This window comes from Candidatus Competibacteraceae bacterium (genome assembly GCA_016699715.1).
Classification (GTDB): domain Bacteria; phylum Pseudomonadota; class Gammaproteobacteria; order Competibacterales; family Competibacteraceae; genus Competibacter.
On sequence record CP065007.1, the window covers coordinates 994,256 to 1,018,541 of the forward strand.

Consider the following 24,286-nt stretch of genomic DNA (forward strand, 5'->3'; position numbering starts at 1 on the left):
GCCGATACACGATAGGATGCCATGACCAAGAAATCCAACACGCTACCCGTCGGTTATCGCCTGCATCAGTACCGCATCGAAGCGGTGCTGGGCGCGGGTGGATTTGGGATCACCTACAAGGCCGTGCATGAGGCGCTGCAAACCCGGGCGGCGGTTAAGGAATACTTTCCGGTCGAATGGTCCTACCGGGACCGCAACGATATCAATGTCCTGGCCAACACCCAGGGCACGTTGCCGACCTCCGAGGTCGGCGAGGAAGCCTGCTACGCCTGGGGTCTCGAACGGTTTCTCAACGAGGCCCGGATCCTGGCCCAGGTCAACCATCCCGGCGTGGTGCGGGTGCGGGACTTCTTCGAGGGGAATGGCACCGCCTATATCGTGATGGACTACGAAGACGGCGAAGCGCTCAGCCAGCTTTTGCAGCGGGAAAAAACCCTGCCGGAAGAGCGGGTCCGCCGCTTGGTCGACGATGTGCTGCCGGCGCTGAAGGCGGTGCATGACCAGGGCTACCTGCATCGCGACCTGAAACCCGCCAATCTTTATCTCCGCTCGGATAACCGCACCATCCTGATCGATTTCGGCGCGGCCCGTCAGGCGCTGGGCCGACGCAGCAAAAGCGTCACCAGCGTGTTTTCACCGGGTTACTCGCCGATCGAGCAATACCTGGTCGATGGGAAGGGTTACGGCCCGTGGACCGATATTTACGCCCTGGGCGCGGTGCTGTATCACTGCGTGACCGGCGCCGCGCCGATCGAGGCGCCGGCGCGAGTGCTCGACGATCCGCTGCGCCCCGCGGAGGAAGCCGCGGCTGGACGATACAACCCGACTTTGCTGCGGTTGGTCGACCGGGCCATGGCGGTCCGACCGGAGAGGCGCTTCCAATCGATCGAGCAAATGCGGGTAGCTTTGGAGGCCCCGCTGGAAGATAGCGGCGAGCGTACGGTCAAGTTGGAGCTGCCATTACGTCCCGATTTGCATCGCAGCGGCGAGAAGCCCCGTCCGGCGCTGGTCGAACCGGCTCGGGAACCGTCGCCGCCGGCGCGACCTCGATGGACAGGATGGCGTTGGGGAATCGGCATTCTGACGATATTGGCGGTGGTGGGGGGCGGGATCGCGTATTGGCTGACGGGGCCGTCAACGCCCTCGAACGGTTCGCCGGCCGAGCCGGCTAAGCCGCCTTTACCTCCCAAGCCGGAGCCGCCGGCCAACCCGCGGCCCGGCCAGGTCTACACCGAGCCCGAGACCGGCATGGCGTTCGTCTGGGTTCCGCCCGGCTGTTTCGGCATGGGCAGCCCGGAAACCGAAAAAGATCGCAGCGCCAACGAAGTGCCGCATCGAGTTTGTCTCAAGGGCTTCTGGATGGGTGAATTCGAGGTCACCAATGAGCAGTATCGGCGCTTTGACGCCAATCACGACAGCGGTGGCTACGATACTCACGATCTGAACGCGCCCGAGCAGCCGGTGGTGCGGGTCAAGTGGCAGGAAGCGGTTGCTTATGCCGATTGGCTGTCCGAAAAGACCGCCCTGCGATTCCGCCTGCCGACCGAGGCGGAATGGGAATATGCGGCGCGCGCCGGCAAGACGATTTCCCGCGACTGGGGAGAAGATTCGAACCGAGCGTGCGATTACGCCAACATCTACGATGCGACCGCCAAGCAAGCCCTGCAATTCAACTGGGCCAATTATCCTTGCGATGACGGCCAAGCCGTGGCCGCTCCGGTTGGCAAGTACGAGGCTAACACCTTTGGTTTGCACGACATGCTGGGTAATGCCGCCGAATGGACCTGCTCGGATTACGATAGCGCGTACTCGGGTGGCGAGACCCGGTGCGCCGATCAGAATGCGGCGGCGGTGGGGCGCCGGATGTTGCGAGGGGGGTCGTGGTCGGATTATCCGGGTTTGGTGCGGTTCGCTTATCGGTTTCCCGCTTCCCCGCAATATGGGAAATTCGATCTGGGATTCCGGTTGGTGCTGGAGCCATGATGAGCACGATGGCCGGCTGTTTGGTCGGCGGCGGAGGAAAAAGTGTGGACAGAGTGATTCTCAAGCTCTTGAAGCCGATGTTGGCGCTGCTTTTCGTGCTGGCGATTGGGTTGCCGGGACTGGCGCTAGCGGCGGCGGATAAACCGCCCGAACGGATGACGGCGACGGTGATCGAATTCGCGGTGCGCGGCGGCCTGAATGAACAGGCCGGGGCGATCATCGCCGATCTGATGATGTCGGCGATCGCCAACACCGGCCGCTTTACCTTGAAAGATCGCTTGCCGTTGTCGGCGGCGGCCAAGATCGCCAAAGCTCAGGAATTCGGCTCCACCGGCCTACTCGATCCCAAGACCGCCGCCGAACTGGGGCGGCTGTATGGGGTGGATGCCGTGGTGACCGGTGGCGTGTACAAGCTGGGCGACCTGATCACCGTTACGGCGCGGCTGATCGATACCAGGACGGCTTCCCTACTGCGCAGCGGCCAGATCCAGGGCAAGGATATCGACACCATTCAGATCAAGGTCAACGAACTGGCGGCCATGATCACGGCGCCGCCGCCGGTGGCGCCGACCTATGCCCTGACAGTCAAGACCGACCCAGCCGGCGCCGGTGTCCGTCTATTGAACAGTTCGACTCCGTATCAGCCGGGCATCCGGCTGCCGTCCGGCAACTACGAAATCGAGGTGACGCAACCGGGCTACGCGGCCCGCAAGGAAGCAGTGCGGATCGCCGATCGCAACGTAACGCTCAATATCGCGCTGGAAAAAGCCAAATACGGCTTAACCATTCGTTCGGAACCGGCGGACGCGCAAATTCGATTGTTGAACAACCCGACCATCTATCAACCCGGCGTGCAACTGGCCCCTGGCGACTATCAGATCGAAGTGACGCGGGATGGCTACGCCTCCCGCAAGTTTCCGGTGCGGATCGTCGACAGCGAAGTCACCGTACCGGTGACGCTGGTCAAGCAGGAACCGGCGCCACCGGCTCAGTATCGTTTGACCGTACAGGTCGATCCCCCTCAAGCCAAGGTGCGGTTGCTGAATGAAAGGACCGAATACCGGCCTGGGATGGAACTGAAACCGGGTAGCTACACGGTGGAGGTCAGCCAGTCCGGTTACGAAACCAGGGAAGTGACCGTGCGGATCGCCGACAGCGACGTGACGGTGCCGGTATCTTTGTCCAGGCAACCCGAGCCGGAGCGACCGACCCTATACCGGCTGACGGTGCGCGCCGATCCCGCCAATGCCCGAATCCGGCTGCTGGGTATCCGTCCGGTTTACCAGCCCGGCATCCAGCTGGCGCCGGGTAGCTACACGGTGGAGGTCAGCCAGTCCGGTTACGAAACCAGGGAAGTGACCGTGCGGATCGCCGACAGCGACGTGACGGTGCCGGTATCTTTGTCCAGGCAACCCGAGCCGGAGCGACCGGCTCTATACCGGCTGACGGTGCGCGCCGATCCCGCCAATGCCCGAATCCGGCTGCTGGGTATCCGTCCGGTTTACCAGCCCGGCATCCAGCTGGCGCCGGGTAGCTACACGGTGGAGGTCAGCCAGTCCGGTTACGAAACCAGGGAAGTGACCGTGCGGATCGCCGACAGCGACGTGACGGTGCCGGTATCTTTGTCCAGGCAACCCGAGCCGGAGCGACCGGCTCTATACCGGCTGACGGTGCGCGCCGATCCCGCCAATGCCCGAATCCGGCTGCTGGGTATCCGTCCGGTTTACCGACCTGGCATCCAACTGGCGCCGGGCAGCTACACGGTGGAAGTTGGCCAGTCGGGCTATGAAACGAAGCGGATGACCGTGCGGATCGTCGATGGCGATGTCACTTTGCCGGTGGCACTGGAAAGAAAAACGACCTCGGTCGCACCGCCATCCGTGTCGTCCGCACCGCCATCCGTGTCGTCCGCACCGCCGTCACCGCCGTCACGGGCCGGGGCGTGGCGGATCGGTTCGGTGCGCGTGGACGGCTGGTTGAGCGGCGCGGATCGTTCCGAGGTCATGCGGGTGTTGAACGGCTATGTCGGGCGGACGGTGAGCCGGCAAACGTTGTTGAATGGCGCGATGCAGGTTTATCGAACCACGGGCATGACCTTGAGCTTTGTGGTCCGCAACAGCGCGTCCGGTTCGGCGAATTTGTCGGCGCGGATCGCCGGGCGGGTACGGCGAACCTATGAAAGCTCCGTTCCCCTCATCACGCCCGGCCAGTTGGAAAATTCCGGGTTCGGGGTGTCGGTCGAGTAATGCGGCCGGTCCCGGCTGGTTGTCACCCGGGGCACGGGCTGGTCAGGGGCCAGCCCAGCCCGTGCCGGGCTACCGGTCGCTCCAGGCTGGCTAGTAGCCGGGATGATCGATCATCGCGGTGTGGTCGCCGCGCACGATTGGCAGGTAGCGCGGTTTCCAGAACCGGGCGCGCAGGTAGGTATCGAGGTCGCGTCCGGCCAGATCGGTCTTGCCGGCCACGCCTTCTCTGAGCGATTGTTCGATCACCCGCACCGCGACGCGGATGCTGACCTCGCGTAGCTCGCCCACCGGCGGATAGACCCGGCCGGACTTTAGATGTGCCGCCGCGGTATATTCGGCCAATGCATAGGCGGCTTCCAGCACCATGCCGTTGGTGATCTCCCGGCATTCGGCCAGGATGGAGCCGAAACCCAGGCCAGGGAAGATGAAGGCGTTGTTGCCTTGGCCGACATGATGCGTCTGGCCGTCGCAGACCACATCGGGGAAGGGGCTGCCGGTGGCGACGAGCGCTCGACCCTCGCTCCAGTCCAGGATGTCCTGCGGCAGGGCCTCGCAAGCAGAAGTGGGGTTGGATAGCGGGAAGATGATCGGGCGCGAGGTATTGCGGGCCATCGCCTGCACCACCGGATGGTTGAAGGAGCCGGCCTGGCCACTCAACCCCAACAGGGCGGTGGCCTTGGTGTGTTCGATGGTTTCCAGCAGGGTCGGAATTTCGTTGGCAATTTGCCAGTTTGCCACCTTCTCACGGGGCTGAACGTAACATTGTTTGTATGCTTCCACGTTGCGCCCTTCCACCAGCAGGCCGCGCGAATCGAGCACGCAGACCCGGTCGCGTGCTTCCTCGCGGCTTAGCCCCTCGCGCATCAAGCCCTCGGTGATGGCCCAGGCCACGCCGGCGCCACCGGCGCCGGCGCCATGGATCACGATGCGCTGGTCGCGCAGCGACTCGCCCTTGAGCCGACTGGCCGACAGCAGGCCAGCCAGCGCCACCGCGCCGGTACCCTGAATGTCATCGTTGAAGGAGGGGATCTGCTTGCGATAACGTTCCAGGACCGCGAACGCCACATCCTTGGCCAAATCTTCCCATTGGATAATGGCGCGTGGCCAACGATTGTGAATAGCCTTGACGAACTTATCCAGAAACACCAGATAGCGCTCGCCGCGCAGCCGCCGGTGCCGGACACCCAGATAGAACTCATCGTTCAGCAATTCCATCCGGTCGGTGCCGACGTCCAGCTTGACCGGCATGGTATGGAAGGGGTTGACGCCGCCACCGATGGTGTAGAGGGCCAGCTTGCCGATGGCGATGGCCAAGCCGCCGTAGCCTTGATCGCCGATGCCGAGAATGGCCGAGGAATCGGTGGCGACAATCATCCGCACATCGTTCCAGGGATAGTTGCGGACCACTCGATCGGCGCGGTCGATATTGAGCGGCGAGAACGAGATTCCGCGCGGATTCTGGTAGAGATGGCTGAATTGCTGGACCGCCTGACCGACGGTTGGCGTGTAGATGATCGGCATCATTTCTTCGAGATGCCTTTCCAGCAGGGCGTAGAACAAGGTTTCGGCACGCTCCTGCAGGGCGCGCAAGTATTGATACTTGGAGATGGGATCGGGCTCGCGTAAAAAACCGCGGTAGACCCGCTCAACCTGCTGCTCCAGTGTGTTGACCTGTGGCGGGAGCAGACCGTCGAGCCCCAGGGAGACCCGCTCGTCTTCGGTAAAGGCCGTGCCCTTGTTGCTGAGGACCAGCCGCAACAGGGCAATGCCTTCCAGATAAACTTCCATGTACTCATGACCTTCGGTGTCGCTTTTGATATCGAAATAGGGGCTAATCGGTTCTCGTTTCATCGCTTGAATCTTAAGGTTCAGGGGAATGGTTCCCCAAGCTGATCGAACTTGACAATATGGCACTTAAGCGGAATGCGGTCAAACAACCCCGACAAGTGTCGCCAACATTACTCTTCCTTCCTGCCGCTCAGAACGGTTTCTCACTCGCGATGAACGCGTAACCGGTTCAAATTGACCCGACCAAAGTTGTGGGGAGTCATGTGTGGATCGTTGACGCTAGGGAAGTGACGATCCGCGATTTTGTGGAAATACAAGGTAAAAATTGTGTTTTTAATATGTTTTTTATGTTTTTTATGTTTTTTATTTTATCTTTCAGATAGATAAGTTTATTTGTTATTTATTTTTATTTATTGGAACTGTTTTTGCTTTCATCGGATCACGAGTGATAAGGCCAGACTTGGAGTACATGTTGATGAACCATCAGATCCATCGTAAGCAGATCATTGTGCTGGTGTTGGCTCTGTTACTGGCGATGGCGTCCTATCTGATTCCTTTGCCGCAGCGACCCGAGCAGCAACCGAAATCTGGCGTATATGCGCCGGTCAGGCAGGCCGCGCCAGCGAAGCCGCCGATCGTCACGCGTGAAACCGCCATCACGTGGCGGTTTCCGATAAAGACTCAGATACCGCAAGCTGATGACGTGTCCACTCTTGATGCGAGTGTGGGTGAGAGGTCACAGACTCAGCCCATGGCGGTGGAACGATTGGTGAGCCGAGAAAAGCTGGCCCGCGACGAAAAAATCCAAGCCGCCGGTGCTCCGCTCGTGTCGCTTAAGAAAATCGATCAGCTTCCCAATCAGTAATCGAATTCCTGCTCGAATCCTGGCTTATGGAACAGGCCAACCATGTCGTACCTGCGTCCTACTGTCCCGCTCCTTCATCTTCCATCTTCGCAAGTCTTTTTCCCCGAATCGAGAAGCCTTTCTTCGATAAGGCGGGGTTCCTGTCCGGCTCGATCCCGTGCCGTTTCGGATGACCTTGGCAAAGGCCGAGGCCAAGCTAGCGCAAGTGCGTGTCGATCTTGCGGCGACGAAAGCAAGTTTTCGTGAGAAACAGGCGGAAATCGCCCTGGCGTGGACCAGGTACGCTTTTGCTCAGAAAGATCAGCGGCGCCAAGCCAATTTGGTAGCCCGGCATTTCGCCTCCACCCTCAATCTTGCAGAGCACCGAATCGACTTCTTTGAGGTCTCATCCTGACCAGTGTTGGGCGCCCCGCCGTTGATCCTGCTGTCGCGGGCGCCAGCCAAACAGGCTGGCTCGATAGAAGAAGTACATGCGGCGATGGGCTGAAGGGCTATTTCCGCCGCCAAAAGCGCGTATGCGCCGACCTCGTTGGACAGCCATTTCATCATCCATTCCGCTCGAATCCATCCTGACTTCCATTCTGGCTTATACTGCCGTTTGTATTAGCCAAGCACCGGCTGTGAAAGGCTTTTTCGTGCAAGCCGTGCCGGGATGGTTTCCACCAAAAGCGTGGTGACCCCACCCATAACTATTTAGATAAAGAGGATAAGCACATGAGTTACCAGAATCTCCTGGTTGAAACCCGCGGCCCGGTGGCGTTGATCACCCTGAACCGGCCCAAGGCCTTTAACGCCCTGTCCGACGCACTCATGGAGGAGTTGACCCAGGCGCTGGATGTGATTGAGGCGGACGAGTCCGTTCGTGCCATCGTGCTGACCGGTGGCGCGAAAGTGTTCGCCGCCGGCGCCGATATCAAGGGCATGAAGGATTACTCTTACATGGATGCCTATAAAGGTAATTTCATCACCCGCAACTGGGAGCGGGTCAGTCGTTGTCGTAAGCCGGTGATCGCGGCGGTGGCCGGCTACGCGCTAGGCGGTGGCTGCGAGCTGGCGATGATGTGCGATTTCATTCTGGCCGCCGACAACGCCAAATTCGGCCAGCCGGAAATCAAGCTCGGCATTTTGCCGGGAGCCGGTGGCACCCAGCGCCTGACGCGGCTGGTGGGGAAATCCAAGGCGATGGAACTGTGCCTGACCGGGCGGATGATGGATGTCGAGGAGGCCGAAAGAGCGGGCTTGGTCAGCCGGATTGTGCCGGTGGCCGAACTGATCGAGGAAGCGATCAAGACCGCCGAGACCATTGCCGGGTATTCGCTGCCTTCGGTGATGATGACCAAGGAATGTATCAGCCGCGCTTATGAGACCACGCTGGCCGAAGGACTGTTGTTCGAACGCCGGACCTTCCATGCCGTGTTCGCCACCGAGGATCAGAAAGAGGGGATGGAAGCCTTCGCGGGTAAGCGGTCACCGGCGTTCAAGCACCGTTGAAGCTGCTTGGTGGATGGGGTGGTTTGGCTGGACTGTTCGAAAGATTTGACCGGACCGCCGAAGAATTTCATCATTGTCATTAATGTTAATGCCGGCCTGTTTTGATGCCGGAAAGACAGTATGTTCAACAATCCCGTTAAGTGAAGGAATGTAGAATGGAAATTAAAAAAGTAGGTGTTATGGGTTGCGGAGCGATGGGTTTGGGCGTGGCGCAGGTTTGCGCGCAGGCGGGTATCCCAACCATCGCCGTCAAGGCAACGCCAGGTTCGACCGACAAGATCCGCTCGGGGTTGGAGAAATCGCTGGGCAAGATGGTCGAACGCGGCAAGATGACCGCCGAGAAAATGGAGTCCACCCTCGGTTTACTGCAACTGACCAATAAGGAAGAGGATGTTGCTGGTTGCGATCTGATCATTGAGTCCATCATTGAGGATCTGGAAACCAAAAAAGCGCTGTTCCAGCGGCTGGAAGGCATCGTTTCGCCTCAGGCACTGCTGACCACCAATACCTCGACGCTGTCGGTGACGGCGATGATGGCGGTTTGCAAGCAGCGCGACCGGGTGGCGGGGCTGCATTTCTTCAATCCGGCAACGGTGATGAAGCTGGTCGAGATCATCCACGGCTTCGAGACTTCGGACGCCGTCGTCAGCACTCTGAACACTTTTTGCAAGAAGCTCGGCAAGGACCCGGTTATCGTCCAGGATACCACCGGCTTCATCGTCAATCGCCTGCTGACTCCCTACATGCTGAGCGCCATCCGCCTGCTGGAAATGGGTACCGGCACCATCGGCGACATCGACCACGCCATGAAGTCGGGCGCCGCGCATCCGATGGGGCCATTCGAGCTGGCCGACTACATTGGGCTGGACGTGGTGGAGGCGATGACGCTGAACATCTATCAGGACATGCACCAGCCGCATGTGTCCTCGCCGCATACCCTGACCCGGTTGGTTCAGTTGGGTTATCTGGGTCGCAAGACCGGCAAGGGTTTTTATGACTATTCGGTCAAGCCGCCGATCCCGAACCCGGCCCTGCGTCATCCCGTCGCTTGATCCACGCCCGACCCGGATAAGCATTCGCGCCAGGGATGGCGCATCAACACCTCCATCCTCTATTTCCCGCCTCAACCACCGCCGTAGCGCTGCTCCAGCCAACCGAACACGGCTCGCATCCCCATGGCCTCGCCGCCTTCCGGCCGCCCAGCCTGGGTTTTCAGGTTCCAGGCCATCGAATCGAAATGCGCCCAAGGAATACCGGTGGGAACGAATTCTTGCAGGAACAGCGCGGCGGTGATCGCTCCGGCATAGGACGAGTCCGAGGCGTTGGCGATATCGGCGATCCTGCTGTCCAGCATCTCTCGATAAGGGGTGTGCAACGGCAACCGCCAGCAGGGGTCCTGCTCATGTTCCGCCGCCGCCAGCAAGCCGGAGAGCATGGTCTCATCGTTGCAGAACAGCGCCGGCATCCCGGTGCCCAGCGCCACCCGCGCCGCGCCGGTCAGGGTGGCGAAATCCAGCAGGATCTCCGGTTGTTCCGTACCGGCCTCCGCCAGCGCGTCGCAGAGCACCAGCCGACCTTCGGCGTCGGTGTTGTGAATCTCGACCGTCAAGCCCTGGCGCGAGCGCAGGACGTCGCCGGGGCGGAAGGCATTGCCCGCTACCGCGTTTTCCACCGCTGCGACCAGTACCCGCAGCCGCACCGGCAGACCAGCGCTCATGATCAGCCGCGCCAGTCCCAGAACGGTCGCCGCCCCACCCATATCCTTTTTCATCAGCCGCATGGCGCTGGACGGCTTCAAATCCAGCCCGCCGCTGTCGAAGCAAACACCCTTGCCGATCAGAGTGACCTTGGGATGGGTCGGGTCGCCCCAGCGCAGGTCCAGCAACCTGGGCGGATGCGTACTGGCCCGGCCGACGGCGTGGATGAGCGGGAAATTTCGCGCCAGCAGCTCATCGCCGACGGTTTGTTCCACCGAGGCATCGAATTCCCGGCCCAGCGCCAGCATCGCCTTGGCCAGATGTTCCGGCATCATGTCCTCGGCCGGCGTGTTGATCAGATCGCGGACCAGCGTGACCGCCGCCACCTGCCGGCGGATGCGGTCGCCATCGCTGACGGGATCGAGCGCCAGCTTGGCCATCGGCCTTTTCGGGGCCTTGTAACGGGTGAATTGATAGGAACCCAGCGCCCAGCCCAGAGTCATCCGTTCCAGCCGCCAGGGATCGAAGGCGCCGTCGAGGTAGTAATTTCCTTCCGGCAGCGCCGCCGGCAGACCGCCCAGCGCCCAGAGATCGTCGGCCTTGGCAATCCCGGCGGCCACCGTCCGCAATTGGCCGTCGGAGGCGGGGATCAAATTGAAACTGCCTGGTTTCGCCTTGAAATCGGTCGCGATCAGCCAGTGGCGTAAAAAATCCTCCTGCCGCTCCAGCCACGGGCCGAACTCGCTCTCGATCACCGGGATGACGGGAATGCAATCGGGAGTGCGGGCGGGCAACAAACCATCGTTCATGCGAACCTCTCTCAGCTCAAGCGCGGCGCGATATTGGCCGCCCAGTGATTTTCACCGATAAAAAGCGCAAAATCCCGGCCCGTGCCGAGCGCCCTCTCCGGTTGGAAAGGACGGTTTCGTCGAACCGGCGATACCCGGAATGGGGACCGCCGCATCCGCGAGGCGAAGATCTTGTACCGAATTCTTGACCAGCGCTTGACCTGGCTGTTCAATGCCAGTCCACCCGCCGTGTTTGACGGCCGCCTGCTGGGCCTGGAGCGGGAGGCGCTGCGGGTTGCGCCGGATGGCTATATCTCGCAGGTTCCCCATTCGCCCGCGCTCGGTTCGGCGCTGACCCATCCCTGGATCACCACCGACTACTCCGAAGCGCTGCTGGAATTTATTACCCCGCCACTGGCCGATCCTGGGGAAGCGCTACGCTTCCTGGATGAGGCGCACCGTTTTGCCTGCCGGCGGATCGGCGATGAACTGCTCTGGTCGGCCAGCATGCCCTGCATCCTGGCCGGCGAAGCCAGCATTCCGATCGCGGAGTATGGTCGCTCCAATCTGGGTCGCATGAAGCACGTCTACCGGCGCGGGCTGGCGTGGCGCTACGGGCGGACCATGCAGGTGATCGCCGGCATCCACTTCAACTTCTCGTTGCCGGACGAATTCTGGGCGGCGTTCCAACAGAGGGAAGGCGACCGCCGTTCGCTCCAGGATTTCCGCTCCGAGTCCTATTTCGGGTTGATTCGCAACCTGCAACGCTTCGGCTGGCTGATTCTCTATCTGTTCGGCGCCTCGCCGGCGGTGTGCAAGTCGTTCCTCGACGGCCGGACGACCTCACTGGCCGAGTTTGACGAACACACCTGTTATGGGCCGTATGCCACGTCGCTGCGGATGAGCAACGTCGGCTACACCAACCACAGCGAGAAGAAAAGCGGCGTCAACGTGTGCTACAACTCGCTGCCTTCGTACATCGCCAGCCTCACGCAAGCGACGGCGACTCCGTGGCCGCCCTACCAGCGGATCGGGGTGAAGGTGGATGGCGACTACCGCCAGCTCAACGCCAACGTCCTGCAAATCGAAAATGAGTACTACGCGTCGATGCGGCCCAAGCAGCCGCCGCAAGGCAACGAAAAACCGACTGTGGGGCTGCGGGAGCGCGGGGTGCGTTACGTCGAATTGCGCTCGGTGGACATCAACCCGCTGGAGCCGCTGGGCGCGAACGAGACCCAGTTGCGGTTTCTGGAAGCATTCCTGCTGTTTTGTCTGCTCAACGACTCCCCGCCGTTCGATGCCGAGGAACGGGCGATGATCGACGAGAATCAGATGGCGGTGGCCCTGAGCGGCCGCGACCCGGCGCTGGTGTTGCGCCGTCGGCGCGATCCGGCGCTGCCGCTGCGGCGCTGGGCGGAAGAAATACTCGGTCGGCTGCAACCGGTGTGCGAACTGCTCGACCTGGGTGAAGCGGGGCAGCCTTATGCGGCGGCGCTGGCCGAACAGCGCGCGACACTGGCCGAGCCGGAGCGCACCCCGTCCGCCCGCATCGTGGCGGCCATGCGCGCCAGCGGTGAAAACTTCTTCCATTACGCCCGGCACTGGTCGGAACAGCATCGCCGCCATTTCGAGTCGCGGCCGCTGGCCGAGGAGCAGATACGGGTTTTCACCGAAGCGGCCGAGCGTTCGCTGCGGGAGCAGGCCGAGATCGAAGCGGCGGACGAGATTTCGTTCGATGAATTCCTGGCCCGCTACTTCGCCCAAAGCTGAGCTGCATCGCGCAGCCGGTGAGCGTTTTTCCGGGAGCCCAGTTTCTCTTCGCCGCCACGCCGACTTGTTAGATTAAAACGCAACCTGTTTGGACGTTCAGAGCTGGACCCACCCGAATGAACAGCCCTTGGACGACGATCAGTGCCTTCCTCCATCATGAGCACTGTGTGTTTTGGAGAGAAGCCGTCCGAGTGAGCGCAGTGAACGGTTTGAACGCATTGTTAGCCAAAGTTGCCGTGCTCAAGTGTCGATCGCTCCAAATGTTGCTCCGGTGTGCGCATTAATGTTGTAGCGAACACCAATATCCACAAAGAGAGCAGACCGGTTGCGAGGTGTTCAAACAGACCGGGAGCATTCACGGGATTGCTGGACCAAGACATAAGAAGGAGGAAAACCAGCGCCAGAATTCCGGACCAGATTGAGTAGTTAGCATATCGTTGCAGGAAACGATACTGCTTGAAAGTTATTCCCCACACCACCGCGGCCAGAACACCTGATAAAAAGCCAATCGTTGCGAATAGCCGATGCAATTCCTGGTTGGTCGATAGCCCTTCGCATCCGAGATCACAGGCGAAAACACCTGCCCCAATTCGACCCAACCCGTCGAGGCCAATGAGTGCCGCAGCCACCGCTGATAATCTTCCACCGCGGAAGATCGCCAGCAGCGCTGTAGCGAAACTGAGGTACAACAGGCCCGTGAGCCCGAATGCAGCGTATCGCATCATGTACTCTGTGGAGCTTCCCCTTTCCCCAAGTTCGCTGATGTACTGTGCGACGTGACTGAATTCGGGCCGCACGGTGCCCGCCACGATGATAAGCAGCAACCAAAGTATTGGCCCTACGATTCCGCATAAGACACCAATTTTTCTCAGGTTCATTCGCATAAGAACGGGCATTTCTGGCAGGTATGGGGGGCGTGGTCGCCATGGGAGCCGGTCTGAGGGTCCGCGCGAAAGGGCTGGCATCAGCACCGGACCCTACCGTGACTCGGACAGCGTGCCGGACGGCAACCGCGCTCCTTTTCCAGAATCTGATAAACAATGCGGTGTTGGATATTGATACACTTTGAGTAAGCCCCCACGAGATTGCCGACCAACTTTTCGTAAGGTGGGGGATTTCGATACGGATTTTCCTCAAGCACCTCTAACAGGCTTTGCGTCTTTCCTTTGAGACCCGATGCGACCAGCTTCTTTGCATCCTTCTGAGCTTGCTTCGTGTAGACCAGATTCCATTTCAGCAATCAAGGTTTTCAATGCACTCAGCTGATGGAGTTTCCATTCCCTCCCGGATCGACTCACGCATACCTGGAATGGACAGCAAGTTCACCGTTTCGGATATTGCATTCCAGTTTTCTTCCGACACGAGAACTGCATTCCCCCGTTTTCCTTTTATTACAATGGGTCGGTGAGTTTCCGCAGCCTCATCAATTAGGCTGTAACGCTTTAATCGTGCTTCTTTCACATTGAGAATGGTCATGGTGGTGCCATCCTTTGGCTAAAAGCGTATGCTATTCCATGCGCTTGTCAAGGAGGCTCTTCAAAACATAATACCATTTATGATTAGATTTTGTTATCATACTTATTTAACCTACTTTTATTGATCCAGTCATGAGCCGCTCATTACAAGTCGAAATCCACGAATCCTCCGAAGAACTAAAGCGCATAATGAATGAACAAACTCACGCCAAGTTTCGAGAGCGATTACAAATTCTATATTGGATTAAAAGTGAGATTTTTCATTCTTTACAAGAGTTAGCCGATCATTTAGGGCGATCGAAATCCGTCATTGTCAAGTGGCTCAAAGTATATCGTACCCAAGGCTTAATCGGGCTATTGCAGTGGAATTATCATGGCGGCCGTCGTTCGAGAATTACCGAAGCTATGAGAGAGGCACTCCAGCGCCGTCTGGACGATCCGACTCATGGATTTCATAGTTACGGACAAATCCAGCAGTGGCTTCTCCAGGAATACGAGGTCGATATTCCTTATTCAACAGTGCATCAAGTCGTTCGTTATCAACTCAAAGCAAAACTTAAAGTGGCGCGGCCAACGAGCGTTCATCGCCATGAAGAGGCGGTGGTTTCTTTTAAAAAAAACTTCCACGACAACTCATTGTACAGGACAAAATCATCTAACCAAATGAATTTACGTTAAAATTCTGCCGGGTGGCGTATTGGTTAGAGGTAGAAAACAGCGATTTTGAGGGCTCGATCCCAACCGTTTAAAGAGCGACTCCAGTGCCTGATGAAAAGCGTATTGCCGGGCGGATTCTTGGTGATGAAATAAACAACTTCTCAAATAATCTAATCCATAGCGAAAAAGACTTTGGGTGGGACGGCCATGTTTTTTGATCTTGATCGGTTTAATTTCATGGCGCCATTCACCAATAATATGCGCCCAACTAAATGCAATAGCGAGAAAAGCCATCCATTTTTCAAGTCGCTGGGGGTCAGTTATATGGGTGGATTCCAGATCGAATCCCCGAGTTTTTAAGCAAATGAAAAGCGTTTCGATCGGCCAGCGTTCCTTATAATTTTCCAACGCGGTTTCCGGTTGTTCTTGCGTTGCGAGAATAACGAATTCACCGTTGGCCATTTTCAGACCAATCACATAAAGAGAGTGCCCCCACACGGTTCGTTGGCCCGATAAAACCAGAGCGCTGCCACGGGGTAGGCCTCGAAAAAGATTTTCGGCGGAGACGGGGACCCCTCGGGAGTTAGAGATTTGCGTATTCTTTTTGATGCGTATTACGAATTTAATTTGATTTTCAATAAGATAACCAAACCATTGAATCCCAATAAACTCGCGATCCGCAAACAAGCAGGCGATCATTTGCGGGCCGAAAATCGTAAGGAATCGATTCATTAATGCTATTCTTTCTTGGGTATTTGAGTTGCCTTTTTTATCTAAAGCAACCCATAGTATAGGAAAAGCAGATCCGCGATAGACGACTCCTAAAACAAGGTAATTGATATTGACATCACCATATTTCCAATTGGTTCTATCGAGTGTCAATTTGAACTGAAGCACAGGAATGAGACTGGCAATGAACCGGGCGACTTGATTCAGATCTAGAGAAAATTGACAAAAAAGTCGTTGAAGGCGTTTGTAATGAGAGGCCGGTTGCGCACGCCCAGGAAAGGTGACAGCAATCTTTGCGAGATTGACCGTTCCCATCTGGATGATTCCGATAATTAAATAGACGATGCAAGAGATACGCGCTCGGTTCCAGTGAAAATGATGATGAAGCATTTCTGCAAAGTGCCGGGTATTAAAAAAGGGGAATTCACGGAATTAACCTCGCCTGTTTTAGAATTAATGTTATCAATCAATTAGTTATGATAACAGCAACCTCGCGATCCTACTACCCTCAAAATAGCTGTTATTTTTTATCTTAATTTTCAGCAAGTTATTTTTGTCCTGTACAATGACGACAACTTGAATTAATTGATATTTTTCAGCAAGTTGAAAATGAAGCGGTCCGGCCTTTACGGTATTGGTGCCAAGATGAAAGTCGCTTTGGATTAAAAACGATCACCCGGCGGGTCATCACCGCATTGGGGATTAAGCCAGTTGGTCCAGTTCAATGGACCTTTCAATCATTTTGGCTCTATGGTGCCATTGAGCCACTGAGTGGCGAAAACTTCTTTTTAGAATTTTCCCATTTGGATGCTGATTGCTTTCAGTGGTTTTTGAATGAATTTTCTAAAACTTATCCGCACAGCCTCAACGTAATTCAATTGGATAACGGTCGCTTTCATTATGCCAAAAAACTTGTAATCCCCGATAATGTCGTCTTATTATTCCAACCGCCTTACAGTCCCGATGTGAACCCCATTGAGCGTGTTTGGCAATCAATGAAAGATCAATTGTGTTGGATCAATTTAAAAACCCTAGATGAACTACGTAAAAAAGTGGATGAACTCATTCAATCGCTTCTCCCAAGCGAAGTGGTTTCTTTGACCAGTTTTGATTTTATTTTATCTGCACTAAAGTAGTAAAATCTATTAGTAATCGGTATAACATCTGAATTAAGCCGCGAAGCGGCGTCGGCTTGAATGAATTGTTAGGTCTCCGCCGTCTGAAGCGAGACCTGTTTGGTACCGCTCGCGACCCACTGGGTTCCAAATTCCTTGAACCCGAACTTGTCGTGGAATCTGCGAGAGGCGGGATTTGGCGGATCAATATTGTACTCACAAGTAATTGTTCCGATCCTTTCCGCTCGCGCGAATGCGAACAGGTTGCTGTACATCTTGCTACCAATGCTCCGGCCAGCGAATTGCGAGTCAACGAGCACACGATCTACGTACAGAAAATTCGGAAAGCGTCTGGCAAACCACCCGTAGTTGTCATTTTCATATGGAGCACCTTCCCGAAGTGCGATTAGAAAAGCCGCGACCTGCTTCTGGACAGTTACAACCTTGCAATAAGCGGAAATTCTGACAAGCGAGCGGAGCCGATCTAGATCCATTGGGCTTGTTTGTTGAACCTCCATTTCATTGAGCTTGAGGATCATTTCGAAGTCGGACTCAACAACTGTGCGAAGTTTTTCCATGCAGAGACCTAACGGGCGCGAGTTGAGGGAATTGCATCATCAACCACAAATGCCACTGCTGCTATTCCTTTTATCTGCGGCTCGTCCAGCTGCTGAAGATCGAAATCGCTCAAGCACGCCCTTGTTCATGGAGTGCGGAATCTCACGGGAATACTACGCTCACTGAACACTCTTTTGGTTGGCAACCTCTGCTGGAATTGGCAACGGTACCAAGGGGAGCAAACGGTTACACCGTATCGCCTTCTTGCTCTTGACCGGCTTGCTACAATGATTCAATTCTCACATCCAATAACCGCGATCCATGAAAACAACTTCCGCTTCCGACGGCGACTGGCTTAGCGCGACATCTTCGAGCGTCGAGCCCTCCCACGTCACTCCCCTGGACCTGGATGACTACCGGTCGTTGGTTCGCCTGGATGAACCGTTCGTCGCGTCTCCTCCCGCCCCGGCGGCGGCGGAGCAGCAGGCCGCTCTGGTGGATGATCTTCTGGCGTACCTGCAAGCCGAACGCGGCGGGGCCGATCGCGGGAATTTGTCATCCCATGAGGAAAGGCGGCGGTTACTGCGCGCCCTGCTGACCGTGCGTGGTCCCGACCCGTTGCCGGACTGGTTTCATGCCCGGCTGGATCGGCTCCTGCGGCGTGAGGTCCTCGACAGGGGGCTGATCGATATCGCGAATCTGCCGCGCCTTTCTCGGGATTGGCTGGGCGCCGACCGTGACACCGCGACCGCCGCCATCCTGTGGCGGGGCGATATCACCACCTTGAACGCCGACGTGATCGTCAACGCGGCCAACGCGCAAATGCTGGGTTGTTTCCAGCCTTTTCACGCTTGTATCGACAACGCCATCCATTCGGCGGCGGGTCCCCGCGTCCGCGAGGATTGCGCCCGAATCATGCAACGCCAAGGTGGCCCCGAGGGGACGGGCTGGGCCAAGGTCACGCGCGCCTACAACCTGCCGTCCCGATACATCCTGCATACGGTCGGTCCCATCGTCGCGCCGGACCGGTTGCGGCCCGAACACGAACGATTGCTGGCCGCCTGCTACCGGTCGTGCCTGGATCTGGCCAGCCGGGTGCCGGACATTCGCTCGGTCGCCTTCTGCGGCATTTCGACCGGCGTGTTCGGCTTCCCGCGCGAGCCGGCGGCGCGGGTCGCGCTGCGCGCCATCGGCGGCTGGCTGGACGATCATCCCGGCGCGATCGATGTGATTGTCCTGAACGTGTTCAGCCAGGACGATTTCCAAATCTACCAGCGCCTGCCGCGGGGCGGAGGAACGGAGGAAGCCCATGTTTAACGATCCTGACATCCAGCGTTGCCGCGATTTGTTGCGCCAGGCCAACGCCGTGCTGATCGCGGCCGGCGCCGGTTTGGCCGTCGAAGCCGGCATCAATTACATGGATACGGAATCGTTCGCCCGGGATTTTCCCGGCATGGTGAAACTCGGTTTCCACCGGCGGGCCGAGTTGATGGGCTATTCGGATTGGAGCCCCGAACTGAAATGGGGCTATCTGGCGGCGAACGTGCATCAGGTGCGGTTCCAGGCGCCGCCGCACCCGGTCTATGCCCGGTTATTGGATCTGGTGCGGGAAAAAGAGTATTTCGTTATCACCTCCAACGTGGATGGGCTGTTTACCAAGAATGGTTTTGCCGAAGACCGGCTGTTTACGCCTCAGGGCGACTACGCGCTCATGCAGTGTCAAACGCCCTGCTCGAACGCCGTATGGCCGAGCTGGCCGGTGATTGAGCGCATTCTGCCGAAGATCGACCCAGCAACCCAAAAAGTGACGGATTCCAGCGTGCTGCCGCGCTGTCCCAATTGCGGCGAGGACGTGATCATGAACGTGCGCGGCGGCCACTGGTTTATCGAGGACCCGTATCGGGAACAGGCCGCACGCCTTGAGCAATGGCTCGACAACAACCACGAGCGGGATTTGCTGGTTTTGGAAATCGGCGCCGGGTTCAACACGCCCAGCGTCATCCGCTGGCCGATGGAGCGCATCGTGCACGCGCATCCGCGCGCCCATCTCATCCGGGTAAACCTGCAATATCCGCAAGTACCTCGTGAAATCGCCGGCAAGTCGATCTCCCTGCAAGGCCATGCCATGGGCGCGGTCACGGCGATCTGGAAAGAGATGGGGCTGGAAAAATCAGTGCGCTAACATGAGATGAATGCGGCGAGGCTTTTTCGGAAATCCTCGTTTTTCCACCATCCCGACTCCTTCAGGCGACCCATGGCCCATCCACTCAACCTGCTTGTCATCGATCTCGAAACCCGCCCCGATACCGCCATTCTGCCGGAGGACCGCGACCCAGAGGCCTTCCCCAAGCCGATCCAGCATGAAATCGTGACCTTGGGTTTCCTGCTGGCCCGCATCGAGCGGGACGGCGAGTACGAGCGCTACAGCGTGCGCAAACTGGGCGCGGCCAGCCTCGCCGAACGCGGCGAGCGGGAGATTCTGGCCGGGTTCTGGCAAATGATCGACAAGCAGCGGCCCCGGCTGGTGACCTGGAACGGCCGGAGTTTCGATGCCGCCGTGCTTAAGCAGCGTTCCCTGATCCACGGGCTGACCGCCTACAACTGGCACCGCACCGATGCCCGTTTCGGTTACGACTACCGCTACGAATCCAACTGGCACTGCGACCTGATGGACGCGCTGAGCGATTTCGGGGCTTCGCCGCGGCTGGGTCTGGACGAAGCCGCCCGCGCCTTGGGCCTGCCGGGCAAGTGGAACGGCCGCGGCGCGGCGGTGGCGGAGCAGGCCGCCGCCGGCGACTACGCCGCCATCAATCGCTACTGCGAGGGCGACGTGCTCAATACCTATGTGCTGTACCTGCGCTGGGCCTGTCTCAGCACCCGGCTCAGCGCGCGGAGCCACAATGCCAGTGTGCAACACCTGCTGGATTATCTGGAGGCGAACCGCGAGTCACAGCCGCACTGGGGCGAGTTCGCCGACCGCTGGCGGGCCAGTGACCGGCCGTGTCCGCTGTTCGTGAGCGAGCCGCTCGACGGGCCGGGGCCGCAGTTGCCGGAGTCGCACCTGAGAAGCGAGGATGTGATGCCGTGACGCCCGCGCGTCTGGTAGCGGCGCCATTCGCTCACGGTGGTCCTTGCCGACTACCCGTACCGACTTGAGATTGAATCCCTGATTCAACGGCTATAACATGTTGACATGTTATAGCATTGGGAATCGTCATGAATTTCAACGTCTATCTCGATGATTTTACCGGTCGGCTGCTCGTTACGGCGGCGGAACGGACTGGAGAGACGAAGAACGCCCTGATTCGCAAGGCGGTGAGCGAATGGCTGGCCCGCCATGGCCAACCTCAATGGCCGGACGAAGTGCTCTCCTTTACCGGGATGGCGGAGATGCCACCCTTTGAATCCAGCCGTGATCAACTCAAGCCGCCAGCAGCGAACCCGCTGGCATGAAGTACCTGCTCGATACCTGTACGGTCAGCGATTTCGTCAAGGGACAACCGGGCGTGCTGTCTCGGCTTAAGGCGACCGCGCCGAACCTGGTGGCGATCTCCAGCATCACCCGGATGGAGATCGAATGGGGACTCATGTTGAACCCGGAGCGCGCCAGGAAGCTGGCGCCCGTCATCAATGCCTTCCTGAGTTCCATGGCCACGTTGGCGTTTGACGCGGCTGACGCTCAGGCGGCGGCGGGCATTCGCGCCGCCCTGCAACGGCAGGGGCAGCCGATTGGCGCCTACGATGTCCTGATCGCCGGTTGCGGGCTGGCCAGAGGGCTGATCGTGGTAACGTTCAACGTGGGTGAGTTTCAGCGAGTCGGCGGCCTGGTTGTGGAAAACTGGCGCGAGTCCGCATAAGGCAATTTCCGGAAAGACCGACACTGCAATATTCCGCCCCGCGCCCTTCCATTCTCTGGATTTATCCCCATGATCCGCTTTTGAACCTCTCTCGTTTCAGAGGGAGAAGTCGCCCGAAGGAGTAGCCATGAACGAACTGTCTGCCGTGCCGGTTGCGGGCGGTGAGCGCCGGGAGAGCACGCTCCCGCCCATCATCATCAACACAACGCAAGCGGCTCCGCCGGTCTGGCGGCGTTCCCGCTTTTGGCTGGGTCTCCTGCTCGGTCTGGTGCTGGCGTGGGGTGGTCCCTACCTGTGGCGTCAGGCGTCGCCGCTGGATACCGCGCCGGTTCACCCCGACCGAACCGAGGTGGTCGCCCCGGTCGAACGCCAGGTGCCGGCCAAGGTCGCCCTGGCCTACCAAAATCAGAACGGCGAACTGGTGCGGGTGCTGGCCGACGCCGGGCAATACTCCGAATTCGTGCGCGCTCACACCGCGAGTTTGGAACAGAGCCGCCAGCAATTGCGCCAGCAGCTGCAAACGCGGTTCGAAGCCGGCATGGACGCGACTTTCCAGGATCTGCGCCAGCGCGTGCCCCTGTTCGCCGACTGGTACTACGGCTACGGCACCAATTATCAACTGCTGTGGGAAGCGCTGAGTTCCGCCGTCCGTCATTTCGGCGATGGGGACGTGAAGGAGCGGGTCGTCGCCGATCTGGAGCGGGTGCTGCAACAACACTACGAACTGCTGGTGCTGAAGCCGGAAATCACCGATCCCCGTTTGCAGCAGCTTTATCGCGATACCCTGGAGCAGGCGCGGCAGTCCTATCTGTTGGTGTTGGCCACGATGCAGGCGGACTTTCAAGTCTTCGTCGCCCGTCACACTACCCATCTCGATTCCGGCCAGCAGCCGGTGGCCGAACTGCGTCTGGATTGGCCGGCGCAGTTGCACAAGGTCCGCATCGCTTCGGATGCCAATTCCACGCTGGGGGCGTTTCGGGGGATCACGTTGACCACGCTGGGCGCGGCGGCCGGCAAGGTGCTGGGCAGCCAGGTCGGCGCGGTCATCGCCGCTCGACTCAGCCTGCCGTTTGTCGAACGGGCGCTGCTGTTGGTCACCGGCGGCGCGGCCGGCGGAACCAGTGGCAGTCTGGGCGGGCCGCTCGGGGCGGCGGCGGGTGTCGTGATCGGCGCGGGCACCGGTTTGGCGGTGGACTGGCTGATTCAGGAGGGCATCGAACTGCTGGCGCGGGAGAACTTCGAAGCCGAGATTCAAACCGCGCTGGCCAGCACCCAGCAGGAGTGGCAAGGGAAGCTGCTGCCGCCTTTGCTGGGCGCGGTGGATGCGTGGGTGGACGACACCATTCAGCTTCTGCCCCAGTTCAAGCCGTAAGCGTTTGAACGGGTATTGGCGCAATAGCCTGCTCGTTGCGGGTCTGCTGTGGCCGCTGGCGGTTCACGCCGCCGAGTTCGGCGGCCGGGTGGTGGGCGTCAGCGATGGCGATACCTTGACGGTGCGAACCGACGACAATCGGCGGGTGCGGGTACGGCTGGCGGGGATCGATGCGCCGGAGCACGATCAACCCTACGGCTCGGCGGCCACCCGGTCACTGGCGGGGCTGGCGCTCAATCGGGTCGTGCGGGTGCGGGTGGTAGCCGAGGACGATTATGGTCGCACGGTCGGCGCGGTGCGGTCGGGTGGTCGGGATCTCGATGCCGAACAGGTGCGGCGTGGGATGGCGTGGGTCTACCGCCGTTATGCCCGATCACGGCGGTTGTATGCGTTGGAGGCGGAGGCGAAACAGGCCCGACGCGGTCTGTGGGCCGACTCGAATCCGATCCCGCCATGGGACTGGCGGCACGGTGGGAAAACCTCGAAGCCGTCACCGCCGGCATCGCCGTCGGCCTCGTCCCGGTGCGGAACGAAACGGACTTGCGGGGAAATGACCTCCTGCGAGGAGGCGCGGTTTTATCTCGATCGTTGTGGCGTCAAGCGCCTGGATCGTGATAAGGATGGGGTGCCGTGCGAGGCGCTCTGCCGGTGAGGCAGATTATCCGCCTCGATGGTTATAAGTGCGGGACGGCTCGCCGTTGTACTGTGCAGTGAAGCGACCCGACGATGACGCCACAACCTTACCCGGTGAACCCAACCCAATGCGCCTGATCCCTCAACTCGGTATCGTGATTCTGCTGGCCGCTCTGGCGGCCGGCGGCGGATGGTACTGGACCGCCGAGAGCGAGCGTGGCGATGAGGTTCCAAGCGCGCGTCCGGCCAGCGCGGTGGCGGTCGAAACCACCCCCGCACGCCTCGGCACGGTGACTGAAACCGTCGCGGCGGTCGGTACCGCCCGCGCCACCAGTTCCGTCAAGATCGTGCCCAGCACGGCGGGTCGGATCACCCGCATCGCCTTCCAGGCCGGACAGCGGGTCCAGTCCGGCGCGACGCTGGTCGAACTGGACAGCGCCAGCGAACGGGCGGCGGTGCGCGAAGCCGAGAGCGAACTGGCGAACTTGCGCCTGCAAGTGCGGCGCGCGGACTCGCTGCGTGCTCAACGGCTGGTGTCGGCGGCCGATCTGGACGACCTGCGCGCCAAGCTCGACATGGCCGAGGCCCGCCTGGAAGCCGCGCGCAGCCGGCTGGAAAAACGAACCGTTCGGGCACCCTTCGCCGGCGTGGTGGGGCTGCGCAACGTCAATCTCGGCGCTTACGTCGATACCGATACCGCGCTGACCACGCTCGACGATCTGGACACCATCGAACTGGAGTTCAAGGTGCCGGAGCGTTATTTCGCCACGGTCAAGCCCGGACAAACGGTCAGTGCCGTCAGCGCGGCTTTTCCGGGCCGAACCTTCAGTGGCGCGGTGCGCGAGGTGGATACCCGTATCGATTCGGCGCGCGCCTTCCGGGTGCGGGCCGAACTGCCCAACCCCGACGCCCTGTTGCCGGACGGTCTGTTCATGGCGGTTCGGTTGACCGTCGCCGAGCGCGACCACGCGGTGCTGGTGCCCGAGGAAGCGGTGGTCAGCGAGGATGGCCGGAGCTACGTCCATGTGGTGGCGGAGGGTATCGCGACCCGGACCGTGATCGTCACCGGGCAACGGCGCGACGCCGCGATCGAGGTGTTGACCGGACTGGCGCCGGGCGCCGAGGTGGTGACCAAGGGCCATCAGGCGCTGCGCGAGCGCTCGCCGGTGCGGCCGGTCGACGGGAGCGCGAAGACCGCCGCCGCGCTTGCTCCCAGGGGTGAGGACTGATGATCCGCAAGAAATCAATCGCTGCTCTCCCCG

The 24,286-nt window shown here is 59.4% G+C and carries 24 protein-coding genes; 17 read left to right on the plus strand and 7 right to left on the minus strand.

Features of this window, described 5'->3' with window-relative positions; genetic code table 11:
* The first annotated feature begins 21 nt into the window (after nt 1–21).
* Nucleotides 22–1,983 carry an SUMF1/EgtB/PvdO family nonheme iron enzyme gene (locus tag IPM89_04495; GenBank protein ID QQS55086.1) on the plus strand — a complete coding sequence of 654 codons (1,962 nt, stop codon included), beginning with the start codon at nt 22–24 and terminating at the stop codon, nt 1,981–1,983.
* Between the two features lie 44 nt (nt 1,984–2,027).
* Complete coding sequence (locus IPM89_04500) at nt 2,028–4,229, plus strand: PEGA domain-containing protein (protein QQS55087.1); 2,202 nt, start codon at nt 2,028–2,030, stop codon at nt 4,227–4,229.
* A gap of 90 nt (nt 4,230–4,319) precedes the next feature.
* Here IPM89_04500 and IPM89_04505 read toward each other — a convergent pair whose 3' ends face one another.
* Nucleotides 4,320–6,080 carry an NAD-dependent malic enzyme gene (locus tag IPM89_04505; protein ID QQS55088.1) on the minus strand — a complete coding sequence of 587 codons (1,761 nt, stop codon included), beginning with the start codon at nt 6,078–6,080 and terminating at the stop codon, nt 4,320–4,322.
* A 412-nt stretch (nt 6,081–6,492) separates the two neighbouring features.
* Here IPM89_04505 and IPM89_04510 point away from each other — a divergent pair, with 412 nt between their 5' ends.
* The 4 genes from IPM89_04510 to IPM89_04525 all read left to right on the plus strand — a co-directional run bounded on the left by IPM89_04510 (nt 6,493) and on the right by IPM89_04525 (nt 9,425).
* Nucleotides 6,493–6,882, plus strand: coding sequence for a hypothetical protein (locus IPM89_04510; protein QQS55089.1), 390 nt, complete (start codon nt 6,493–6,495; stop codon nt 6,880–6,882).
* A gap of 175 nt (nt 6,883–7,057) precedes the next feature.
* Nucleotides 7,058–7,276 carry a hypothetical protein gene (locus IPM89_04515; protein QQS55090.1) on the plus strand — a complete coding sequence of 73 codons (219 nt, stop codon included), beginning with the start codon at nt 7,058–7,060 and terminating at the stop codon, nt 7,274–7,276.
* Between the two features lie 320 nt (nt 7,277–7,596).
* The gene (locus IPM89_04520; protein ID QQS55091.1) at nt 7,597–8,373 is read left to right on the plus strand and encodes an enoyl-CoA hydratase; all 777 of its coding nucleotides are present in this window, start codon (nt 7,597–7,599) and stop codon (nt 8,371–8,373) included.
* A 155-nt stretch (nt 8,374–8,528) separates the two neighbouring features.
* Nucleotides 8,529–9,425, plus strand: coding sequence for a 3-hydroxyacyl-CoA dehydrogenase family protein (locus tag IPM89_04525; protein QQS55092.1), 897 nt, complete (start codon nt 8,529–8,531; stop codon nt 9,423–9,425).
* Nucleotides 9,426–9,496: 71 nt separating this feature from the next.
* Here the strand turns inward: IPM89_04525 and IPM89_04530 are convergent, their stop codons facing one another.
* A complete protein-coding gene (locus tag IPM89_04530) occupies nt 9,497–10,879 on the minus strand; it encodes a leucyl aminopeptidase family protein (protein ID QQS55093.1) in 1,383 nt (460 codons plus the stop codon).
* A 171-nt stretch (nt 10,880–11,050) separates the two neighbouring features.
* Here IPM89_04530 and IPM89_04535 point away from each other — a divergent pair, with 171 nt between their 5' ends.
* Entirely contained in the window at nt 11,051–12,628 is a 1,578-nt protein-coding gene (locus tag IPM89_04535; GenBank protein QQS55094.1) for a glutamate--cysteine ligase, read from the plus strand.
* A gap of 221 nt (nt 12,629–12,849) precedes the next feature.
* Here IPM89_04535 and IPM89_04540 read toward each other — a convergent pair whose 3' ends face one another.
* The 3 genes from IPM89_04540 to IPM89_04550 form a co-directional block, all read right to left on the minus strand.
* On the minus strand, nt 12,850–13,506 hold the full coding sequence (locus IPM89_04540; protein ID QQS55790.1) for a DUF998 domain-containing protein: 657 nt from the start codon (nt 13,504–13,506) through the stop codon (nt 12,850–12,852).
* Nucleotides 13,507–13,592: 86 nt separating this feature from the next.
* Nucleotides 13,593–13,865, minus strand: a complete 273-nt coding sequence (locus tag IPM89_04545; protein QQS55791.1) for a Txe/YoeB family addiction module toxin — start codon at nt 13,863–13,865, stop codon at nt 13,593–13,595.
* The gene (locus IPM89_04550; GenBank protein QQS55095.1) at nt 13,862–14,104 is read right to left on the minus strand and encodes a type II toxin-antitoxin system Phd/YefM family antitoxin; all 243 of its coding nucleotides are present in this window, start codon (nt 14,102–14,104) and stop codon (nt 13,862–13,864) included. The genes IPM89_04545 and IPM89_04550 overlap by 4 nt, the downstream gene beginning before the upstream one ends.
* Nucleotides 14,105–14,235: 131 nt before the next feature.
* On the opposite strand from IPM89_04550, the gene IPM89_04555 reads away from it, so the two are divergent.
* Nucleotides 14,236–14,781 (plus strand): helix-turn-helix domain-containing protein, encoded by a 546-nt coding sequence (locus IPM89_04555; protein QQS55096.1) that lies wholly within the window; start codon nt 14,236–14,238, stop codon nt 14,779–14,781.
* On the opposite strand, the gene IPM89_04560 is transcribed toward IPM89_04555, so the two are convergent.
* On the minus strand, nt 14,773–15,879 hold the full coding sequence (locus IPM89_04560) for an IS4 family transposase (protein ID QQS55097.1): 1,107 nt from the start codon (nt 15,877–15,879) through the stop codon (nt 14,773–14,775). The genes IPM89_04555 and IPM89_04560 overlap by 9 nt on opposite strands.
* Nucleotides 15,880–16,073: 194 nt before the next feature.
* Here IPM89_04560 and IPM89_04565 point away from each other — a divergent pair, with 194 nt between their 5' ends.
* Nucleotides 16,074–16,625: an IS630 family transposase gene (locus tag IPM89_04565; GenBank protein QQS55792.1), complete on the plus strand. Its 552-nt coding sequence runs from the start codon at nt 16,074–16,076 to the stop codon at nt 16,623–16,625.
* Between the two features lie 68 nt (nt 16,626–16,693).
* Here IPM89_04565 and IPM89_04570 read toward each other — a convergent pair whose 3' ends face one another.
* A complete protein-coding gene (locus tag IPM89_04570; protein ID QQS55098.1) occupies nt 16,694–17,182 on the minus strand; it encodes a GNAT family N-acetyltransferase in 489 nt (162 codons plus the stop codon).
* A 301-nt stretch (nt 17,183–17,483) separates the two neighbouring features.
* Between IPM89_04570 and IPM89_04575 the strand changes: the two genes are divergently transcribed.
* The 8 genes from IPM89_04575 (at nt 17,484) to IPM89_04610 (ending at nt 24,253) form a co-directional block, all read left to right on the plus strand.
* Nucleotides 17,484–18,479, plus strand: coding sequence for a protein-ADP-ribose hydrolase (locus tag IPM89_04575; protein ID QQS55099.1), 996 nt, complete (start codon nt 17,484–17,486; stop codon nt 18,477–18,479).
* Nucleotides 18,472–19,344 (plus strand): NAD-dependent protein deacetylase of SIR2 family, encoded by an 873-nt coding sequence (locus IPM89_04580; protein QQS55100.1) that lies wholly within the window; start codon nt 18,472–18,474, stop codon nt 19,342–19,344. Before IPM89_04575 ends, IPM89_04580 begins: the two co-directional genes overlap by 8 nt.
* Before the next feature lie 72 nt (nt 19,345–19,416).
* Nucleotides 19,417–20,250, plus strand: coding sequence for a ribonuclease H-like domain-containing protein (locus IPM89_04585; GenBank protein QQS55101.1), 834 nt, complete (start codon nt 19,417–19,419; stop codon nt 20,248–20,250).
* Nucleotides 20,251–20,378: 128 nt separating this feature from the next.
* Complete coding sequence (locus tag IPM89_04590) at nt 20,379–20,615, plus strand: hypothetical protein (GenBank protein QQS55102.1); 237 nt, start codon at nt 20,379–20,381, stop codon at nt 20,613–20,615.
* Nucleotides 20,612–21,019 (plus strand): type II toxin-antitoxin system VapC family toxin, encoded by a 408-nt coding sequence (locus IPM89_04595; GenBank protein ID QQS55103.1) that lies wholly within the window; start codon nt 20,612–20,614, stop codon nt 21,017–21,019. The genes IPM89_04590 and IPM89_04595 overlap by 4 nt, the downstream gene beginning before the upstream one ends.
* Nucleotides 21,020–21,146: 127 nt before the next feature.
* Nucleotides 21,147–22,391: a hypothetical protein gene (locus tag IPM89_04600; GenBank protein QQS55104.1), complete on the plus strand. Its 1,245-nt coding sequence runs from the start codon at nt 21,147–21,149 to the stop codon at nt 22,389–22,391.
* A complete protein-coding gene (locus IPM89_04605) occupies nt 22,342–23,043 on the plus strand; it encodes a thermonuclease family protein (GenBank protein QQS55105.1) in 702 nt (233 codons plus the stop codon). The genes IPM89_04600 and IPM89_04605 overlap by 50 nt, the downstream gene beginning before the upstream one ends.
* Before the next feature lie 109 nt (nt 23,044–23,152).
* The gene (locus tag IPM89_04610; GenBank protein QQS55106.1) at nt 23,153–24,253 is read left to right on the plus strand and encodes an efflux RND transporter periplasmic adaptor subunit; all 1,101 of its coding nucleotides are present in this window, start codon (nt 23,153–23,155) and stop codon (nt 24,251–24,253) included.
* Nucleotides 24,254–24,286 lie beyond the last annotated feature (33 nt).

Bases quoted from the DNA above. Each gene is read 5' to 3' on its own strand.
- IPM89_04495 (QQS55086.1), top strand. From the start codon at position 22: ATGACCAAGAAATCCAACACGCTACCCGTCGGTTATCGCCTGCATCAG.
- IPM89_04505 (QQS55088.1), bottom strand. From the start codon at position 6,080: ATGAAACGAGAACCGATTAGCCCCTATTTCGATATCAAAAGCGACACC.
- IPM89_04510 (QQS55089.1), top strand. From the start codon at position 6,493: ATGAACCATCAGATCCATCGTAAGCAGATCATTGTGCTGGTGTTGGCT.
- IPM89_04520 (QQS55091.1), top strand. From the start codon at position 7,597: ATGAGTTACCAGAATCTCCTGGTTGAAACCCGCGGCCCGGTGGCGTTG.
- IPM89_04525 (QQS55092.1), top strand. From the start codon at position 8,529: ATGGAAATTAAAAAAGTAGGTGTTATGGGTTGCGGAGCGATGGGTTTG.
- IPM89_04530 (QQS55093.1), bottom strand. From the start codon at position 10,879: ATGAACGATGGTTTGTTGCCCGCCCGCACTCCCGATTGCATTCCCGTC.
- IPM89_04540 (QQS55790.1), bottom strand. From the start codon at position 13,506: ATGAACCTGAGAAAAATTGGTGTCTTATGCGGAATCGTAGGGCCAATA.
- IPM89_04550 (QQS55095.1), bottom strand. From the start codon at position 14,104: ATGACCATTCTCAATGTGAAAGAAGCACGATTAAAGCGTTACAGCCTA.
- IPM89_04555 (QQS55096.1), top strand. From the start codon at position 14,236: ATGAGCCGCTCATTACAAGTCGAAATCCACGAATCCTCCGAAGAACTA.
- IPM89_04560 (QQS55097.1), bottom strand. From the start codon at position 15,879: ATGCTTCATCATCATTTTCACTGGAACCGAGCGCGTATCTCTTGCATC.
- IPM89_04570 (QQS55098.1), bottom strand. From the start codon at position 17,182: ATGGAAAAACTTCGCACAGTTGTTGAGTCCGACTTCGAAATGATCCTC.
- IPM89_04575 (QQS55099.1), top strand. From the start codon at position 17,484: ATGAAAACAACTTCCGCTTCCGACGGCGACTGGCTTAGCGCGACATCT.
- IPM89_04580 (QQS55100.1), top strand. From the start codon at position 18,472: ATGTTTAACGATCCTGACATCCAGCGTTGCCGCGATTTGTTGCGCCAG.
- IPM89_04585 (QQS55101.1), top strand. From the start codon at position 19,417: ATGGCCCATCCACTCAACCTGCTTGTCATCGATCTCGAAACCCGCCCC.
- IPM89_04590 (QQS55102.1), top strand. From the start codon at position 20,379: ATGAATTTCAACGTCTATCTCGATGATTTTACCGGTCGGCTGCTCGTT.
- IPM89_04595 (QQS55103.1), top strand. From the start codon at position 20,612: ATGAAGTACCTGCTCGATACCTGTACGGTCAGCGATTTCGTCAAGGGA.
- IPM89_04600 (QQS55104.1), top strand. From the start codon at position 21,147: ATGAACGAACTGTCTGCCGTGCCGGTTGCGGGCGGTGAGCGCCGGGAG.
- IPM89_04605 (QQS55105.1), top strand. From the start codon at position 22,342: ATGCGTGGGTGGACGACACCATTCAGCTTCTGCCCCAGTTCAAGCCGT.
- IPM89_04610 (QQS55106.1), top strand. From the start codon at position 23,153: ATGCGCCTGATCCCTCAACTCGGTATCGTGATTCTGCTGGCCGCTCTG.